Source organism: Nostoc sp. (assembly GCF_036917435.1).
Classification (GTDB): domain Bacteria; phylum Cyanobacteriota; class Cyanobacteriia; order Cyanobacteriales; family Nostocaceae; genus Nostoc.
This window is the reverse complement of the sequence record NZ_JBALDM010000006.1, coordinates 61,610-80,059: the sequence shown is the minus strand read 5'-3', so window position 1 is coordinate 80,059 and position 18,450 is coordinate 61,610. Positions and strand designations below refer to the sequence as shown.

20 protein-coding genes and 1 tRNA gene are annotated in these 18,450 nt (G+C 40.8%); 10 read left to right on the top strand and 11 right to left on the bottom strand.

The window, feature by feature from the left end:
* Positions 1 to 31: 31 nt before the first annotated feature.
* The 7 genes from V7K98_RS02510 to V7K98_RS02480 all read left to right on the top strand — a co-directional run bounded on the left by V7K98_RS02510 (position 32) and on the right by V7K98_RS02480 (position 4,915).
* Positions 32 to 184 (top strand): hypothetical protein, encoded by a 153-nt coding sequence (locus tag V7K98_RS02510; protein WP_335019252.1) that lies wholly within the window; start codon positions 32 to 34, stop codon positions 182 to 184.
* Between the two features lie 11 nt (positions 185 to 195).
* Positions 196 to 1,065, top strand: a complete 870-nt coding sequence (locus V7K98_RS02505; protein WP_335019344.1) for an aldose epimerase family protein — start codon at positions 196 to 198, stop codon at positions 1,063 to 1,065.
* A 61-nt stretch (positions 1,066 to 1,126) separates the two neighbouring features.
* Positions 1,127 to 1,198: transfer RNA gene (locus tag V7K98_RS02500), tRNA-Lys, on the top strand.
* 127 nt (positions 1,199 to 1,325) lie between these two features.
* The gene (locus V7K98_RS02495; RefSeq protein ID WP_335019251.1) at positions 1,326 to 1,535 is read left to right on the top strand and encodes a hypothetical protein; all 210 of its coding nucleotides are present in this window, start codon (positions 1,326 to 1,328) and stop codon (positions 1,533 to 1,535) included.
* A 443-nt stretch (positions 1,536 to 1,978) separates the two neighbouring features.
* Positions 1,979 to 2,815 (top strand): RNA polymerase sigma factor, encoded by an 837-nt coding sequence (locus V7K98_RS02490; RefSeq protein WP_335019250.1) that lies wholly within the window; start codon positions 1,979 to 1,981, stop codon positions 2,813 to 2,815.
* Positions 2,755 to 4,353, top strand: coding sequence for a tetratricopeptide repeat protein (locus tag V7K98_RS02485; protein WP_335019249.1), 1,599 nt, complete (start codon positions 2,755 to 2,757; stop codon positions 4,351 to 4,353). The genes V7K98_RS02490 and V7K98_RS02485 overlap by 61 nt, the downstream gene beginning before the upstream one ends.
* Positions 4,354 to 4,504: 151 nt before the next feature.
* Positions 4,505 to 4,915: a CVNH domain-containing protein gene (locus V7K98_RS02480; protein ID WP_335019248.1), complete on the top strand. Its 411-nt coding sequence runs from the start codon at positions 4,505 to 4,507 to the stop codon at positions 4,913 to 4,915.
* A 7-nt stretch (positions 4,916 to 4,922) separates the two neighbouring features.
* Here the strand turns inward: V7K98_RS02480 and V7K98_RS02475 are convergent, their stop codons facing one another.
* From V7K98_RS02475 to V7K98_RS02455, 5 genes are all read right to left on the bottom strand, one after another.
* A complete protein-coding gene (locus V7K98_RS02475; RefSeq protein ID WP_335019247.1) occupies positions 4,923 to 5,084 on the bottom strand; it encodes a hypothetical protein in 162 nt (53 codons plus the stop codon).
* A gap of 40 nt (positions 5,085 to 5,124) precedes the next feature.
* The gene (locus tag V7K98_RS02470) at positions 5,125 to 5,670 is read right to left on the bottom strand and encodes an RNA 2'-phosphotransferase (protein WP_335019246.1); all 546 of its coding nucleotides are present in this window, start codon (positions 5,668 to 5,670) and stop codon (positions 5,125 to 5,127) included.
* Positions 5,671 to 5,731: 61 nt separating this feature from the next.
* The gene (locus tag V7K98_RS02465) at positions 5,732 to 7,039 is read right to left on the bottom strand and encodes an amino acid permease (RefSeq protein WP_335019245.1); all 1,308 of its coding nucleotides are present in this window, start codon (positions 7,037 to 7,039) and stop codon (positions 5,732 to 5,734) included.
* Positions 7,040 to 7,143: 104 nt separating this feature from the next.
* Positions 7,144 to 7,209 carry a hypothetical protein gene (locus V7K98_RS02460; RefSeq protein WP_335019343.1) on the bottom strand — a complete coding sequence of 22 codons (66 nt, stop codon included), beginning with the start codon at positions 7,207 to 7,209 and terminating at the stop codon, positions 7,144 to 7,146.
* 43 nt (positions 7,210 to 7,252) lie between these two features.
* Positions 7,253 to 8,233, bottom strand: coding sequence for a threo-3-hydroxy-L-aspartate ammonia-lyase (locus V7K98_RS02455; RefSeq protein ID WP_335019244.1), 981 nt, complete (start codon positions 8,231 to 8,233; stop codon positions 7,253 to 7,255).
* 309 nt (positions 8,234 to 8,542) lie between these two features.
* Between V7K98_RS02455 and V7K98_RS02450 the strand changes: the two genes are divergently transcribed.
* Positions 8,543 to 9,355, top strand: a complete 813-nt coding sequence (locus V7K98_RS02450) for an SDR family NAD(P)-dependent oxidoreductase (RefSeq protein WP_335019243.1) — start codon at positions 8,543 to 8,545, stop codon at positions 9,353 to 9,355.
* Positions 9,356 to 9,842: 487 nt separating this feature from the next.
* On the opposite strand, the gene V7K98_RS02445 is transcribed toward V7K98_RS02450, so the two are convergent.
* Entirely contained in the window at positions 9,843 to 10,805 is a 963-nt protein-coding gene (locus tag V7K98_RS02445) for a hypothetical protein (RefSeq protein ID WP_335019242.1), read from the bottom strand.
* Between the two features lie 477 nt (positions 10,806 to 11,282).
* On the opposite strand from V7K98_RS02445, the gene V7K98_RS02440 reads away from it, so the two are divergent.
* Both V7K98_RS02440 and V7K98_RS02435 read left to right on the top strand, forming a co-directional pair.
* Positions 11,283 to 11,678, top strand: coding sequence for a hypothetical protein (locus V7K98_RS02440; RefSeq protein WP_335019241.1), 396 nt, complete (start codon positions 11,283 to 11,285; stop codon positions 11,676 to 11,678).
* The gene (locus tag V7K98_RS02435; protein ID WP_335019240.1) at positions 11,617 to 14,184 is read left to right on the top strand and encodes a caspase, EACC1-associated type; all 2,568 of its coding nucleotides are present in this window, start codon (positions 11,617 to 11,619) and stop codon (positions 14,182 to 14,184) included. Before V7K98_RS02440 ends, V7K98_RS02435 begins: the two co-directional genes overlap by 62 nt.
* A gap of 96 nt (positions 14,185 to 14,280) precedes the next feature.
* Here the strand turns inward: V7K98_RS02435 and V7K98_RS02430 are convergent, their stop codons facing one another.
* The 5 genes from V7K98_RS02430 to V7K98_RS02410 form a co-directional block, all read right to left on the bottom strand.
* Positions 14,281 to 14,502, bottom strand: a complete 222-nt coding sequence (locus tag V7K98_RS02430) for a type II toxin-antitoxin system HicA family toxin (RefSeq protein WP_335019239.1) — start codon at positions 14,500 to 14,502, stop codon at positions 14,281 to 14,283.
* A complete protein-coding gene (locus V7K98_RS02425; RefSeq protein ID WP_335019238.1) occupies positions 14,499 to 14,708 on the bottom strand; it encodes a type II toxin-antitoxin system HicB family antitoxin in 210 nt (69 codons plus the stop codon). The genes V7K98_RS02430 and V7K98_RS02425 overlap by 4 nt, the downstream gene beginning before the upstream one ends.
* Before the next feature lie 47 nt (positions 14,709 to 14,755).
* On the bottom strand, positions 14,756 to 15,499 hold the full coding sequence (locus tag V7K98_RS02420) for a Uma2 family endonuclease (protein ID WP_335019237.1): 744 nt from the start codon (positions 15,497 to 15,499) through the stop codon (positions 14,756 to 14,758).
* Between the two features lie 33 nt (positions 15,500 to 15,532).
* Complete coding sequence (locus V7K98_RS02415) at positions 15,533 to 16,174, bottom strand: Uma2 family endonuclease (RefSeq protein WP_335019236.1); 642 nt, start codon at positions 16,172 to 16,174, stop codon at positions 15,533 to 15,535.
* A gap of 348 nt (positions 16,175 to 16,522) precedes the next feature.
* Positions 16,523 to 18,427 (bottom strand): sensor histidine kinase, encoded by a 1,905-nt coding sequence (locus V7K98_RS02410; protein WP_335019235.1) that lies wholly within the window; start codon positions 18,425 to 18,427, stop codon positions 16,523 to 16,525.
* Positions 18,428 to 18,450 lie beyond the last annotated feature (23 nt).

Below are 18,450 nucleotides of genomic sequence, written 5' to 3'. Positions count from 1 at the left end.
GTAATGGGTAATGGGTAATGGGTAATGGGTAATGGGTAATGGGGAGACAAAAGAGACAAGGGCGAATTTTTTCAATTCCCAATCCCCAATCCCCAATTCCCAATCCCCAATCCCCAATTCCCAATTCCCAATCCCCAATTCCCAATGCCCAATGCCCAATCCCCAATTCCCAATCCCCAATTAGGATCAAAATTTGTGTTTAGCATTGCAGTTCAACAGCAACAGTACAAGACATACATTCTTTCTGACGAAGCCGCTAGTTCTCAATTAGAAGTTGTACCTGAACGCGGTGGGATCATCACCCGTTGGCGCATTAAAGGACAAGAAATTTTCTACCTGGACACTGAACGCTTTACTCATCCTGATTTGAGTGTCAGAGGTGGAAATCCAATTTTGTTTCCTATTTGTGGCAATCTCCCAGATAATACTTACACTCATGACGGGCAAAAATATACTCTCAAACAACACGGTTTTGCCCGTGAATTGCCGTGGAAAGCAACAGAACAAGAAACTGGAGATAAAGCTAGTCTCACTGTTGTTCTTGATAGCAATGAGCAAACTAAGGCAGTTTATCCTTTTGATTTTCAACTGGCTTTCACCTACGAACTTCAAGGTAATACTCTAGAAGTCCGTCAGCAGTATAAAAATCTGTCGTCCACACCAATGCCTTTTTCGGCTGGTTTCCATCCCTACTTTTTATGTGGTGATAAAACTCAGCTAGAGATTGAAATTCCCTCTAAGCAGTATCAAGACAATCAAACTAAGGAATTTCACTCTTTTGATGGCAATTTTGACTTTAGCCGTGATGAAATTGATTTTGCCTTTGCACAGCTAACGAGTAAATCGGCTACTGCGATAGATCGTAGCCGGAAGTTAAAACTCACCTTGGATTATGATGATTTCTCTACCTGGCTGGTATTTTGGACAGTCAAGGGCAAAGAATTCTACTGTCTAGAACCGTGGAGTGCCACTCGGAACTCTCTCAATACTGGTGATAACCTGACTGTGTTAGCACCAGGAGCTAGCCATACAGCATCTATAAGGTTGACGGCTAATTTTTTCTAAACCCATTTACAAATATACGGATGTATATGCTATGATGGCAAAGTTGCGAAATGCAGCGAAAGGGTCGCTAACTCAACGGTAGAGTACTCGGCTTTTAACCGATTAGTTCCGGGTTCGAATCCCGGGCGACCCATATTAAAGTTTAAGTCATAGTCGCCTCTGCTTTCATGTCAAAAGCAGGGGCGAGTTTTATGATTAGGAAATTTGTTAGGACTGACGCAAGTAATAGCCGAAACCATATTTTCAGGTAGGGGCAATTCATGAAAAACTCCACGCCACTTGCGGGATGGAGTTTTTGGGCATGGGGAACAGGGGATGGGGCATGGGGAAGAAGTTACCAATGCCCAATGCCCCAAGCGACGGGGCGACTATCACGGTACACACACAAGGGGATGGAGTTTCTCGTCGCTTTCAATGAATTGCCCCTAGAGCGATCGCTATTGCTGGTATTGAACCTCGCATTGACGTAAAGTCACGCGATTCCTGCTTCATAGATCCCTGCCTAAATTGCTCCAGGTCTTATGGGTTCTCCACAGGCGTTTTGATGAGTCTCCGACGCACCGGCGGCGACTTTTGAACAACTACCTTAAAAGTATGTTCAACCTCAGTACCTTAAAGATTTTACCTACTAGAAGGATGCGGCACAATGTACCCATTTCTCAGTAGAACCCCATATCTTTAGTTGTCGTGGTTCTGTTAGCTTGGTTTTCGCTATGTATATAGTGTATCAGAATATGGATTGCTTAACTCATGACTGGAAGTCACGAGTGTGCAGCTTGCAGAAATCAAAAAAGATTGCGATTCATAGAAATTAACTAATTTTTATATTTAATTCAGTGAATATACGGATACTCTAGTACGGGTTGAAAGTGAATAAATAAAGGAGTTTGAGCTTTTAAACTGGAAGTAGTAGATGCAGGCAATTTTGGGGCAAACAGCCTTTATTTCCTTAGCAGGGCTGGAAACTGAGAACCGATGGTCAAAACAAATGCGATCGCGGGGTTTGTCTGGGAGCGATCGCGACTTTTGGCAGTTATGGGCGCAATATCAAGATTATTTTTACAGTTGTAGCTTAGGCTGGATGAGTGGTAATCCTACAGATGCTGAAGATGCACTCAGTCAGGCAATGCTCAAAGCCTGGAATGAATGGCCAAAATATGCCGGGAAAATCACTAATCCCAAAGCTTGGTTGAGCCGAATAACGCATAACCTCTGCATCGATATTCATCGAAAACGCCAGCGCGAAAGGACGGAAAACATTGAGGATATTCAATGTGTAGCTCATGCAGCAGTCAGTTGCAGCCTGGAATCTGCTGAATCAGAAATTTTCCGTCATGAACTAAGGGCATATCTAAACCACAAAATTGAGTCCTTACCCTCCAGATTGCGCGACCCTTTTATCCTCCACTATTGTCAGGACAAGTCCTACAGAGACATTGCCAAGGAACTGTCCCTCTCTGAAGACAATATTCGCAAACGGGTTAAACAAGCGCAAACCATTCTGCAAAAGCAGCTAAACAAATATCTAGCGGGGGAAGATGACACTTCTTTAGATTCCCTCTCACCATCTTTAAAATCGATAATTCCAATGATGGAATCCCAAACTGATGAAACCACGATTTCTGATTGGGAAGCGGCAATAACAACAAAGAACATCATCGAAGAAATCAATTATAAAGTAAGCGTGATATGGTTGGAAACCTTGCCACATATTTGGTACAGTCCTCCCAGTCCTCTGGGGTGGACATAAATATTCACTTGGTATTAGACGAAAAGCCAAGTAGACAAGACCAAAAGCTGAAAACTTTAACTAAGTATGTCCAGAAGTATCCCCAAGGGTGGAAGAAACGATTAGAACTAGCTGATTTGCTCTACGGAATGGGAATTTGGCAAGAAGCGATCGCAGAGTATCGCCAAGTACTTGAGCGACAGCCTCAATTAATCAATGTGCGGCTACAACTTGGAAAAATTTTGCAGATAATGAAACGAGAAGCAGAGGCTATAGAGCTATATGGGAGCGCCCTAGCATTATCTTGTAATCAAGGAACTCAGCACCATATCGGTGGATTAATTGCTGTCTGTAAAAATGAAATTCAGAAAGCAATCAGCGCTTTTGATGCTGCGGCTGATCTAGAACCTGATAAAGTCGTTCACTGGCTGGCATTGGGACAAGTGCAGAAGGGAAGAGAAGATCCAATTGGCGCTTTAGAAGCTTTCTCACAGGTTTTGTCACTCAATCCAGATGATATTGTTGCCTTGCTTCATAGCTATGATGCACTGATGGCAATGGGGGACTTCCAAGGAGCTAGGGAACAGCTAAGTAGAGCGATCGCTTTAGCTCCCGATGATTTTCGGGTACTCCAACGACAATTAGATCAGCGTTGCGGGATGAAATTGGTATTAGGTAAAGAAGGAAAGCAGACTAAAAAGCTGATTGGTTCTGCACTGCGACAGGCTCCTCACGCTGCTGAAGCTTACAAATCACTCGCGTATTATCACCTCTACCGGGGTGATTGGGCGAAAGGGGTAGGAGTGTTAGCAGAGTTTGCCCAGCAACACCCAAATCATCCTAGCGCTTGGTATTACTATGGACAGTGCTTGTTCCACACGGGAGAATATCAGGCGGCGGCTGAGATGATGCTGAAAGCTTATAGTTTGTATCCGAACGATTGTGAAATCTATCGGGCGTTGTGTAAAATTTTACCCGTCGCTGGGCGATTAGAAGAATTACAACCCCTACTAGAAGAGATGCTTGAGCGTTTTCCTGAACGGTGGAGTATTTGGGCAACAGTGGGGCGGGTTTTGGTAGAAAGCTTTCAAGACATTGAGCGGGGGTGTAGTGTTTCTGCGAAGGGAATACAACTCCAACCCCAATTAGCTGATGCTTGGTTTCGTCATGGGCGGGTGTTAGCTTTGGCGCTTAAACATCAAGAAGCGATCGCGGCTTTGGAGAAAGGATGGCAGTTTTTGCTAGTAGCGGGGGGTTATCTGCAATCTGTACCTGCTGCGGTGTGGTTGGGAGACAGTTATCGAAGGCTAGGGAATGATGCCCTTAGTCGCCGATGGTGGGAAGAGGCTTGTGTGCGAAGCCAGGAACTGAAGTCATTTAACTCAGCTATGGCTGATTACTGGCAGGGGAGAGCCTTAGAAGGGTTGGGGGATACTTTCGAGGCGATCGCAGTTTATGGCAGTGCTTTGAGTCAACAATTGTTTTATCCGGCTCGCGGGGAGGTTGAGGAAACTCTGGCACGCTTACAAGCGATGGTGCAGAAGAATTATTGTCCTTGAGTCTGGTTTGAGTGGGTGGATTTATTTAGACGAAAAATGCCTCTAACTCGAAAAATTCCAAAATTGGTGACTGAGATCGTCTTAAAGTATAGAGATAAAAAAGAAACCTTAATCTCTACATAAAAGTTCTGCAATATCTGGAGTGTTTCAAATGAAATTAGGTAAATTGATTAATGCGATCGCAGCTTTGATCTTTGTTTTTTGTATTTCACTGATTGCTAGTCCCTTGACTGCTGTAGCCGCTCCAAGTAGTTATCAACAAACCTGCTCAAATATTTCTCTTCGGGACAATGTATTATCAGCTATTTGCAGAAAACGGGATCAATCACCCAACAATACTGCCATCACTTTGAAAGGAATTGAAAATATTGATGGTACTCTCAAGGTTCTTGATCCTCAAAAAACAGCTAATTTTAACCTCTCTTGTGCGGGTACTTCTGTTGCAGGAGCGCAAATTTCCGGTCAATGCCGCAAGATAAATGGTCAATTTGTACAAACTGCTACTAATATCAATGGAATCGAAAACATTGATGGAGTACTAAAATACACGAGTACTCCATAAACAATCGTTATTTTTTTCGATGATATGTAGAGCGATCGCTTATCTTGTCCAAGAAAGTGCGATCGCTTTTTTTAATTCCAGTCAGTGCGATTTTTTTTGTTTTTTGATGATGTGTACAGCGATCGCTTATAGCGGTTCTCAGTTGAGTGAGATACACCCGTATGGGCACTACCGTGCCCTTCTGCTGACTTTTTAATTAACATAAAAAATCAAATTCTTTGTATATACTCAGGTGGCACACGATCTACTAACCAAACACCATTAGCAGAGCAATAAAAAATATAACCTGCCTGATACATTGCCGCAGTATTTACAGCAAAAACCACTGCTTTTCCATGTCTTGCACCAACAGTTTGTGCTGTTGCAATATCCTTCGATAAATGGACATGATGTCGTGACATTTTGCAAAGTCCCGTTTGCAGAATTGCCTCTACAGATTTGCTTCCTGTACCGTGATAAAGCTGATTTGGAGGAGCAACAGATTCTAATTGTAAATCGACTTTTATACTATGTCCTTGGTTAGCACGAATTAGAGTACCTGTTGAATCAAAAGAAAAGCGTTGTTTATCGCTGGATTCAACTACCGCCTCTAATTCTTGACGGGTAATCGGAAATTTGTTTTTAGCACAAGCGGTAAGTAGTTCATCAACAGCAATCCAGCCATTAGGAGCAAGTTTAATTCCAATTGCATCCGGTGTGTGTCGTAGATATTTGCTGAGATATTTGCTGATTTTGACGAGGCGAGTATCACTCATAAGATTGTGCTTGGCAGAGAATATACTACAAGTGCATATAGAAAGTATTACATCAATATTTTTAGTTAATTGATAAAATTTGTCTTCCCATCATCGCTAATGCCACTGCAATCATTACAATCAGCGTCACCTTTCCACCAGGCATGAGTGGTTGATTTGTACTATCTGAATTTTCTTGTTCTTGACGTTGCTTCCAACTCATTAACGCTGGAATAATTCCACCCAGAACTGAAATACTGAACGTCCCAGTGTAATCTAGAGCAGTAAAAAAGATGCTGGGATTGAGCGTCCCCAGAGTCATTGGAGGGAAAAGAACCAGGGAATATAAGGGGAGGCGACTAGAAAATTTACTTTGTGTAATGGAGAAAATATCTTTGAACAAATCCAGCAAACCGTAGACAAATCCAATGAATGATGTAGCGATCGCAAACTCTGAAAAAATGGATACTAGCACTCCTAACCATTCTCCCCCCCCACCTGCTCTTAAAATTTGCAGTGGATTAAAAACAGTTTTATCGCCAGATGCACTATGTAGCATATCGGGAGTGACGCTTCCTAAAATTACGGCATTCCATGCCAAGAACATAATTAGAGGAATCACAGAACCCATAAAGATAGACTGACGAATTTTGCGGGCATCGCCTTCGAGTTGGGTTACAACCAGAGGCACAACGTTTTGAAAAAATAGCGCCACAGACATGACTGAGATGGCACTACCAAGGGCACTCCAATTTTGAAATAACAGTTGGGTACTCTGAATATGTCTACTCGCCAAAAACAATAATCCCAAGAAGGAAACGATGACAATACCGACAAAGACGCTGTTTAATTTTTCAATAAACTTTTCTCGCCCAAGATACATAATGCCACCAAATAAAAACGTGAAAGTTGTTGTTCCCATCCACGTAGATATATGTACACCTCCGATTTTTGCTGCCGTATAAGCTAAAATCTCTCCACCTTCGGTAATGTATGCCACCAAAAGAGCATAATGCATGAATAAATATGCGCCGCCTGCCATTCGCGCTCCCATTTTACCAAGGATTTTCTCAACAATTCCCAAAAAACCGATACTTGCACGCCCTTCTGTTCGCATCGTGTTTAAAGTAACATCTGCAACCAATAACCCGGAAACTAAAGCGTAGAGCCAAACAGCAATCAATCCAGATGTAGATGGCACAATCCCAGATGGCATGGTGACGGCTGGTAGAGCGAGAATCCCCGCCCCAACAGTGGTTCCCGCAATCAATGCAGTACTTCCCAAAACGCTACCCGGTTGATGATTCAGCTTTTTTCCATCAAATTCGAGATTAGAAAACAACCGAGTGACTTGCTCTGAATTTTTGATAACAGTCTTTATGGGAACCATATATATTAAATACTGCCAAAAGTTAGAAATGTTATCATCAACAATCTTTTCAGATGATTCGCATTCGGATAGGCTCGAAAACTTTTTCAGCTTTAAGACTGGCACTAGTTAGCATAGCCTAAAGAAGCTTGAATATCTTCAAGGATAATACCAGGGTAGTTGCGGAGAATTTCGTCATTTGTCCAGCCTTGAGCAAGAAGATCAATTGAAAATTTAACTTTTCAATCTCCCAGAAAATAATTTACCAACTTGCGCCAAGTCTACATTTCCACCACTGATGATGACACCAATCCTTGACTCTGGTGCTGTCACTACACCTTCGAGTAAGGCTGCTGCAGCGAGGACTCCGGTGGGTTCAACGACAATTTTCAGACGTTCCCACAAGAAAAACATCGTGCGAAGAATCGCTTCTTCAGATACCGTCACCATATCATCGACGTAATGCAGCACTAAAGGGAAAGTAATTTTACCAAGGCTAGGAGTCCGCGCACCATCGGCGATAGTATCAGGATTTTTCACAGTTTGCAGGGTTTTGGTGAGAAAAGAGCGGGTAGCATCATCGGCAAGTGCTGGTTCTACCCCGATTACTTTACAATTGGGTAAAAGTGCTTTGGCTGCGATCGCACATCCTGAAAGTAATCCGCCACCACCACAACAAACTAATAGCAAGTCCAATTCACCAACTTCTTGGATCAGTTCTAAGGTAGTTGTCCCCTGTCCAGCGATTACATGGGGATGATCGTAAGGGGGAATGAGTGTCAAAGAGCGATCGCTTGCTAAACTTTGGGCTAATTCTTCTCGGTTTGTCTCCTGGCGATTGTATAAAATTATCTCTGCACCATAATCACGAGTCGCAGCTTGTTTGACAATAGGTGCATCATCAGGCATGACAATGGTGGTGGGAATATTGAGGATTTTGCCAGCTAGAGCGATCGCTTGGGCATGATTTCCTGATGAAAAGGTGATAACGCCTGTTTGTTTTTGGGCTACCGATAGTTGCGTTAGGGCATTGTACGCGCCTCTAAATTTAAATGCCCCCGTGCGTTGAAAGTTCTCGCACTTAAAGAATACTTGGCTATTGGTGCGATCGTTAACGATTCTAGAAGTTAGTACTGGGGTGCGGTGGGCAATTCCCAAAATTCGCTCTTGTGCTGCTTGCACATCATTTATAGTAACGGAATTATGTTGTGGCATTAATGACAATAAGCTAAAACACATTTAATTTGCATATTAAAATTTTATCAATGTCTTGTAGGGTGGGCATCTTGCCCGCCCTGATGATGCAAGTTAAATGCCAATTATCTTAGTAAATATTTTTGCTCTTGTTTATATAGATACAGATTTTTATATTTACGCCTCTTATGCTTGATTAAAGCATACTAGTTTCAGGTGGATAGCATCATTTATTGTCTGCATAAAAATAGCTATAACAAACATTATATATTGCTATAGCTAAATTTATAAAACTTAAATTAATTAACTCACCTTCGCCATTTTTCTAGCATGAATAAAACATCTGAAAGTCGGCAAAAAAAAACTGCCCTAATTACAGGAGCCGCTAGTGGGATAGGCTATCAATTAACCCAGATTTTTGCTCGACATGGTTATAATCTGGTGTTAGTCGATAAGAATGAACAAAAACTTACTGAAATCGTAGGTGAATTTCCGCAAAAGTTTGGTATTTTTGTGAAAATTTTGGTTAAGGATTTATCTATCCCAACATCTCCAGAAGAAATTTTTACTGAACTCCAGCAAGAATCAATTAAAGTTGATGTGCTGGTTAACAATGCTGGCTTTGGTACTTATGGAGCATTTACCGAAACAAACCTCAGCCTTGAACTGCAAATGCTCCAGGTAAATATGGTGACTTTGACTCATTTAACAAAGTTATTTCTCAAGGATATGATCGAGCAAGACTATGGAAAAATCTTAAATGTCGCCTCAGCAGCAGCTTTTCAACCAGGGCCTCTAATGGCAGTGTATTTTGCTACTAAAGCCTATGTGTTATCATTTTCAGAAGCGATCGCTAATGAATTAGAAGGCACTGGTGTCAGCGTGACTGTTCTTTGTCCAGGGCCAACAGCAACGGAATTTCAACAAACTGCTGCAATGGAAAATTCCAAGATTGCTAGCGTTAACAGAATGATGGATACGGAAACCGTTGCTAATATTGGTTATCGGGGCTTAATGAAAAATAAAACTGTTGTTATTCCTGGGATGAGAAATAAGTTATTGACTGAAAGCGTCAGATTTACACCCAGAAATTTAGTAACAAAGGTTGTGAGAAGTATGCACGAACTGAAAAAAAATAGGTAGTTCGATGAATACGGTTCGGTTAAGGTTTTTTGATGGAAATTCTAGATCGTAAAGACGCGATAAATCACTGACTATTGTAGAGACGGCGATTCATCGCGTCTATTACAAGGGCATCTACCTAGAACCGAATGGATCAGCCATCCAACGCTTCTGTCACAACTGCATCACTAAAAGTTTGTGTTGTGAAGCCCACAGTAGATATACAGCAGATTGCAACAGGCGTGAGGTACAGATCATCGTAGGGGCACAACATGTTGTGCCCCTACCCGTGTACTTCATTTACCTGCAATACGCTATATATGCCAACATATTCGCCCAGTTTCCGGGCGCAATATTCATAAAAAGTATTGTCTCTTCTGACAACCTTGAAATATTCCATTTTATGTTTGACTTATAACCTGCAACAGCTAAAGACCGGAAGATTCTGAAAGTATTTCTTTATATTTCTTTGTCATGAAAAAATTATGAAATTTTCCGGTACAAGTCTTCAAGAACGGATTAACATTGGGTCATAAATTTGAAATTCTTGAACCCCATAATTACCCACAATCAACTTAGCTTGTTCAAGCTCATTGTCTGTACCGCTAATAATGAGTATATAATTTCCCTCCTCAACTTGCTCATTATAAAAGCGTGCCCAATCATCTGGTATTCCTAGCCTCATAGCGTCAAATCGCTCGCTCAAATTAACACCATTTAAGCCAATAAATTGAGAAAAATCTTTGCAAATTAAGGAAATCTGGTTTGATGTAAAACCTGCCACATACATATCGTTAATTGCAGCTTGAACATTATTTATATTATCAAAGCAACTAATAGCATATTTCATTAAAATTCCATTTTTAGTTAGCATGGCAGTCGGAGAAGTTGTTGTGGTCAGATAATTTGTCGGTAATTGCTCACTATTAAGAGGCTCGTAAATGCCAAACTCTTCAATACCCCAACGGTGTAGAATTGCTTCTACTTTAGCAATTTCAAAAGATGTACAATCTACGATTATAAAATAGTGTCCATGCTCTACTCGCTCGTTATATGCTCTAGCTTTCTCTTCTGATATTCCCCAACCAACTAGCGCACCAGCAAAAGTGCCAGTAGCAGCACCAATACTTGCACCAACAAGGGTTGTAACCAAAGCAGTTGCAGCCGCGCCAGCCAGCATTATTGGCCCAACTCCAGGGATTGCTAAAGTACCAAGACCTACTAATAAACCAGTTAACCCACCAACAGCGCCCCCTGAAAGCCCTCCTACAGTTGCACCTTCGTCGGCTTTATCACCAGTGCGCTCTTTAATTTCATCATCGCCTATCTGATGATTGCGGTCTGGATTCTGGACAATTACAGATACTTTTTCCATCGCCAAGCCAGAATCTCTCAATTCATGTAGCGCCTGTTCTGCATCTCGACGATGAGTAAATACGCCTACAGCACGTTGATATTGACTTAAAACCATTATTACTCCTTCATAGCAGGGGAAATTAATTCCCGGCAAATCTAATTTTTTATTACCTATAATTTTAAATACAACTTTATTGAACTCGAAACTATCCTAAGTAATAAGAATTAAATAACATCCAGTTTATGTCTCTGGCTTACCTCACCCTCAATCCCTCTCCTTGTAAAGGAGAGGGAAGCTAGAGACAGGATACAAGTTTTGCATTTTATTTAATCCATGTTCCTAAGTAATAAAAATCATTATAGTTAAGGCAAGAGACGTGATGAATTGCCGTCTCTACAATAATCAGTCTTTCGTCTTGACGGCAATTTATCGCATCTTGCTTAGATATACATATTTTTACTTAGACCTGATAAATTTCTGTAAAAATCTTAAAAATTTTTCGGAAGACCCACGTAACAGATATTATGTCAATAGAGATATCACGGAAATAGAGTTGAGTCCCAACTACTAAAAAACTTAAAAGGGTAACAAATGAGTTCTGAATCTAACGTCAAACTGACGATCGCTCTTTCTAATCCAGACTTAGATGCAGAGGAGCAAGAACAGGAAACACGGAATCTGCTGCGAGAGATCAAAGATTTAGATGTAGAAAGTGCTGAACTTGTAGCAGTTACAGAAATACCCGAAGGAGCCAAATCTGTTGGCGGTTTTCTAGTAGGGGTGTTGCAGACAGAGGTGAGCCTTGCCAATTTTAAGAAATTGTTGGGATTTTTAGGCGATCGCTTGGGCAACAAAACTATCGAACTGGAAGTCGAGGCTAACGGTAAAAAACTAAAGGTGAAAGCTAGCAGTCGGGAAGAGTTAAATGCCGCCATTGAACAAGCGCAAAAGTTTGTCGGAGGCGATTCTATTAGCGAGAAAGAATAGCAATATGGCGAAAGTAGCACTTCTAATTGCAGTCAGTGAGTATGAGCCTGGTCTTACCCCATTGCCATCAACGATAAAAGATATTGAGGCAATGCGGCGGGTTTTGGAGAATCCAGAAATTGGCGATTTTGAGGTGAAATCCTTATTAAATCCTGATACTTTGGAAATGCAGACAGCTATTGAAAATTTGTTTTTAGATCGTCAAAGAGATGACATCGTACTGCTTTATTTCTCTGGACATGGCATTAAATATAATAGTGGCAAACTTTACTTTGCTACAAAAAGCACTCGTAGAAATGAAAAAGGAGAACTTTTTAAAGCATCAACAGTCTCAGCCGATTTTGTACATGACATCATTAACGATAGCCGTAGCCGTTCAAGAAGACAGGTAATAATTTTGGATTGTTGCTTTAGTGGTGCTTTTGCCAATGAGACAAAAAGTAGAGATGATGTTTCTTTAGATTTCCAGAAGATTCAACTGGGTGGAGAGGGGCGAGCTGTTCTAACATCTAGTACTTCAAGTCAGTATTCATTTGAGTCTATTTACACTCAATACTTAGTGCAAGGAATGGAGACTGGTGAAGCCGATGAAAATAATGATGGCTTTATTTCTGTTGACGAGTTGCATCAGTATGTCCAAAGAAAGGTTCAAGAAAATAATCATGAAATGAAGCCACAGATTCAAGCGGTAATTAAAGAAGGTTATAACATTGTGTTGACTAAAGCACCTATTCACAACCGCGAGAGTATATATCTTGGAATAGTTAGATTTTGGGTACGTGATGGTCAAATTTCTGACATTGGACGTTTAGCATTAAATGAACAACAAAATCGTTTAGAAATAGAATCTGACAAAGCTGTTGCAATTGAGGAAGAAGTTTTAAAACCTTATAAAGAGTACGAGAGAAAATTACAGCGATATAAGGAAGCATTTCATCAAGCAGTTAAAAAAGAGAATCCTATAACTGAACAGACTCGCCATGAATTAATTAGCTTTCAGAGACTTTTACGACTAACCGATGAAGATATAAACCGAATTCAAGCCGCAATAATTGCAAACTTAACAGATACAAAAAAAAGGGATGAATTTACAACTACTACTGCCAATAAAAAATTACTGCAATTCATAGGTTTGGCTGGTGTAGTAATAGTCATCTTTGGAATAGGCATAGTTTTAGGTAAACTCAATATTTTTGTAACCGATCCCGATCCAAACTCTAAAAGTTGTCAGGGTGTGACAAATACCCTACAAACAGGGTTAGAAATTAGTTATGGTGGGCAAATTTTAGAAACAGGAGATACCAATTCTTGTAAAAAAGCTGGAACTCAGGCATTTGCATCCGGGAACTATAACGATGCCTTAAATAAGTTCAAATTATCTCTTCAAAATAATCCCAACGATCCAGAAGCATTAATTTACTTGAATAACGCTAAAGCTCGTCAGCAAGGAGAGTATCTGAAAATAGCAGTCAGTGTACCTATTGGTGCTAACCCAAATGTAGCAGGAGAGATGCTACGCGGTGTGGCTCAAGCCCAAGATGAAGTAAATAACAGTAGCCGCATTAATGGTAAACTTTTGGAGGTAGCAATCGCTAATGATGATAATAACTCAACCAAAGCCCAAGAAATTGCTAAACAATTCGTCCAAGATCGAAGCATTTTGGCTGTGGTAGGACACAACGCAAGCGATGCTGCCTTAGCTGCTGCATCCGTGTATAGAGGAAATTTAGTGATGATATCTCCCACCAGTTTTGACTACCACTTGTCTGGTCTTGGTAACTATATATTCCGTACAGTTAGCATTAATGACTTGGCAAAAAGTCTCTCCAATGACATAAGCAATACTGCTGCAAAAACTAATATCGTTGTTTGTTTCGATGCTGATTCTTATGATAATAACTTCTTTAAAGATAAGTTTACCGAAGCGATAAAAAATACTAAAACCACGATTAATCCTACTTCTTGCAACCTTTCTGACTCTAATTTTGACCCCAATAGAATGATTTCTCAAGCTAGAGAAAGTGAAGCAGACAGTTTGTTCTTGGCTCCTGATGTGCAGAGAATTGATAAAGCTTTAAAAGTGGTAAAAGCTAATCAAGGGCGGTTGTCGCTATTTAGCAGTCCTACAATGTACACACAACAAACCCTAGCAGATAGGGAAGCCGATGTTAATGGAATGGTACTGGCTGTACCTTGGCATCCTCAAGCAATTCCTGGTAATCGCTTTCCCCAAGATGCTCAGAAACTTTGGCGTGGCCCTGTAAATTGGCGAACAGCGACGACTTATGATGCAACCAAGGCAATCATTGCAGGTTTACAGAAGAGTAATACCCACGAGGAACTGCAAAAGACGCTGCACAGTCCAGATTTTTCATTCGATGGTGCAACGGGAAAAAATATTCAGTTTTTACCATCTGGCGATCGCACAAATAATCCCACCTTCTTAATGAAAGTTCAACTAAAACCTGGCACTGATAAATATGAATTTGTGCCGATTCAACCTTAGTTTTGAAGCTTTACTTAATAGCGATGTCTACGGCGGTAAACTACGCACTTGTTTATTCTGGCATTCAAAAATAGCGGTCGCATCCAATCTCTTATTTTACATTAACTCGATAAACTCATCAACACTCAGCCCAACTTGTCTAATAATTGCTCGCAAAGTTCCTTTATCTAATTCTTGATGATTCGGAACAACGACTTCACTAAATGGTTCATCTCGACGTAAAATAATGTGGCTTCCGCGTTGCCGCAAAATATAAAAACCAGCCTTTGCCAAAGCTTTAATGCACTCTTGACCAGAAATTATTGGCAACTTGCTCATACATCAACCAAAACAGTTTCCAGATGATCTTCTGGAATAGACCTACTTTCTTCTCTTAACACCTCAATATATAGTTTAATTGCTTCTTTGATATTCGCAACAACTTCTTCTTTCGTCTTACCTTGACTGATGCAAGCAGGTAAACTAGGACATTCAGCCACCCAGTAACCGTTTTCTCCTGGATAAATAATTACTTGTCTCTTCATCTATAATTCCATGAGTAAGTGCAGACTATCATAAAAACCAAAATCTCTCACAACATATCTGGATTTTCCCCCAGTTCTCTTAATCTAGCCGCTAAACGAGCCGCCTGTGCAACAGCAATTTCCGCCTGTGTGACTGCGGCTTGTGCAAGTGTCGCTGCAGCCTCTTCTGGTAACAAAACCAAATTGCCAGCCACATCGTAAAACCGCAACCATATCGCCGTTTCTCTGTCTATTGTTCCCTCATTCGTCCCCAACCAAAAGCCTAAACGCTTACACCATAGCCACCCGCGCTCATTTGGGATCAAAGGTTGATATTGCTGATTATCATCTAAATGCCACCCCTGCAAAGAATTAGGGTCAAAAGGATCGTAGACGAAATAATCTGAGGTGCGAAAAGTTTGTTCGTAAAGGTTTTTCTTAATACCCTTGTCTATTGCTGCCGTAGATGGTGACATTAATTCTACGATTACATCAGGATAACGACCATTTTCTTCCCAGACTACCCAACCTTGTCTTGAGTTATTACCGTCAACATTCAGCACTGCAAAGAAATCTGGGCCTCGGAAATCACGGTTACGAACCTGGGCGCTGCTGTAATAGATAAACATATTGCCCCCGGTGAAAAAATCATTGCGATCGCTCCAAGCTTGTTGCAATGACCGAATCAGGACATTCATAGCAATTCGGTGCCGATTTGATTCCAAGGGTTCACCATCATCAAAAATTAAATCTGTAGGTGGCATGGGGGGTTCCCACTCCACAATGGCTGCTGGATTTATCTCAGTAGTCATGAGCGATCGCCTTTCTCAGAAAGCCTTAGATTTCTATGATAAATTATTCTTCACCCAATCTCGAAAGTTACGCATAGCTTGACTTCTGCCAATTGTTAAACACTGCTGAACATATTCATTCACTAATTCAACAATTGGAATATTAGGAAAATTAGGACTAAATTCAGATTTAATATATTTCCCTTCTCTTAGCACAGAAATTTCTAACCCTTGTTGTGTATGTCGCCAAAGTTCAGGAACTCCCAATATTTCATAATTCTCAAATGGAGTCCGAGAAGTAATATCAATTTCGATGGCTAAATCTGGTGGTGGATCTATATTTAAATCAATGCGATTTTTCCCAATGACAGCAGCTTGATTTTGAATATAAAAACTGGTGTCTGGTTCTACTGCTTGCCGCGATCGCTCATTTTTAAGTGTTGTAGATCCAAAAGGTTCAAAATCAATTTGGAGTATTTCTAACAGAATTTTGACTAAATCACCAATAAGTTCTTTATCTTTTTCGTGTTCTGGTAGGGGAACCATAATTTCCAACCACCCATTACTATAAGAAATCCGGGCGGCACGCCTTTCTCCCATTTCATCTAAAATATTTTCTAACTGCTGCCAACTAATATCTTGGAGTAACATTTGTTGTCCAGGCTTGACGATAATTTGTTGCAGTTCTAAAAGCATATTACCTCAGAGAATTGATGTACTCTGTGAAAATTCACGGTGTCCAGATCCCCGACTTCTCAAAGAAGTCGGGGATCTAATTGACAAATTAACTTTATTAAAGTGTATCGCCTCTGAGTATAAGTGTAGAAATTAGCAAAAAATTATTAATAAACCTCATCTAAGTTGAGAACCGTAGTTTTTGCCCTGACCCTAAATCCCTCTCCCAGACATGGGAGAGGGACTTTGAAATTCTGGCTCCCCTTCTCCCATATCTGGGAGAAGGGGTTGGGGGATGAGGGCAAATCCTTTTCATCAGGGAAAAACTACAGGTTTCAAGATAGATATGGTTTATAATCTTTAGTTGTTTCAATGTTTAGCGGAATTTTTACTTGTTAAAGGAATACGAATGGTAAACTCTGTGCCATATCCTGGAGTAGAATCAACTTCAATAGTTCCTGCATGTTTTTCTACAACAATTTGATAAGCGATCGCCATTCCTAATCCGATTCCTTTCCCCACAGGTTTCGTAGTGAACATATAGTCAAATACTCGTTGCTTAACTTCTTCTGACATCCCAATTCCATTGTCATAAATCTGAATTATCACTTGTTTATCATTAGCTAGTTCAGTCCGAATGCAAATTTGTCCTTGATTCTTTACTAATGACTCTTCTATAGCATCGATTGAATTCGCTAAAACATTCATAAAGACTTGATTTAGTTGCCCTGCATAGCATTCTACTAGAGGTAAATCACCGTACTTCTTAACAATCTGAATTTCTGGTTGATTAGGCGTAGCTGTGAGGCGATGATTTAGAATCATCAGAGTGTTGTCTAATCCCTCATTAATATCTACAAATTTCATGTCTGCTTCATCAAGGCGGGAAAAATTACGCAGCGACAGCACAATTTGACGAATGCGCTTGGTTCCCACTTGCATCGATGCCATTAGTTTGGGTAAATCTTCTGCCAGAAACTCAATATCAAGATCTTGGGCGCGATCGCTAATTTCTGGTGTAGGATTTGGGTAGGTTTCTTGATAAAGCTTAAGTAAATCGAGGATGCCTTCGCTGTACTCGCTGGCATGATTGAGATTTGCGTGAATAAAATTAGCTGGATTATTGATTTCGTGTGCCACCCCAGCAACCATTTGTCCCAGGCTAGACATTTTTTCGGTGTGGATGAGTTGGGCTTGGGTATTTTGCAATTCTCTCAAGGTTTTGCTGAGTTGCTGCGCCTGCTGGCTAGAAATCAAGGCGCGATCGCGAATTTGTTCATATAATTGCACCTGTCGCCATGCACTGATCAACCCTACCACTAGCAATCCTCCCAGAACCGTAGCCAACAGGTTCAACGCCTGTAATGGCGATTCAATATTTTCTTGTGGTACAACTAAGGCTACCGACCAATTTGCTTCTTGAAGCGGAGTATAAGCAACATAGTTCGACTTCCCATCTAGTTGAGCTAATTCAATATTGGTATGTTTAGCTACCATCTTTTGAGTGATTTTCGCCAACTGGAGATTAGGTGAATTGAGGAAACTCTCGGCGGCTTTTTCAGGCGTGCCAATCAGTTGGATATCGGGATGGGCAATGGGAATTCCTTGAGAATTGAGGGCAAAGGCATAGCTACCCTTACCTTGATGTAAATCGCTAATCACCTGAACTACCCGATTAATCTCAATTCCTCCCATCAACACACCTGCTGGTTTTTTGCCTGTTTCGGCAAGAATCGGCGAACTAATTTGAATCTGCAACTTGATCGATGTGCGCCCAATAATGGGATCGGCGGCTACTGTTTCACTTGCCATACTGCGCTGAAAAAATTCTCGATCTTTGACGCTTGTCCGACCTTCCTGAGTATTAATTAATGCACCATCTGGCGCGATCAGTGCCATGAGCAAAAATGTTTGCATTCGCTTCACCTCAGATTGTAAGTAAGGTTCCATCACAGGCCAATTTAGCGATCGCACCACTGGAGAATTTGCCAAAGTCTTAATTTCTGTCTTCCGAATAGCTAACCAGTTATCAATATCATTCTGACCTTGGTACGTTTTTAATAATGCTTGCTGTTTGAGACTATCGAGTAACAACCCCTTAACAATTTTGTAACTAGCGATCGCCGTGGCGCTAATACTAATGGATAGAATTACCACAATTGATAGCAACACAAAATTGCGCGATCGCCATTTCAATGAATAGTTATTTTTTGAGATTGACCCATAATATCGTGAATTAATTTTTAACCAAATTTTGCGTAATCTAAGCATCATAACCTTATTTACTAGAAGTTAAT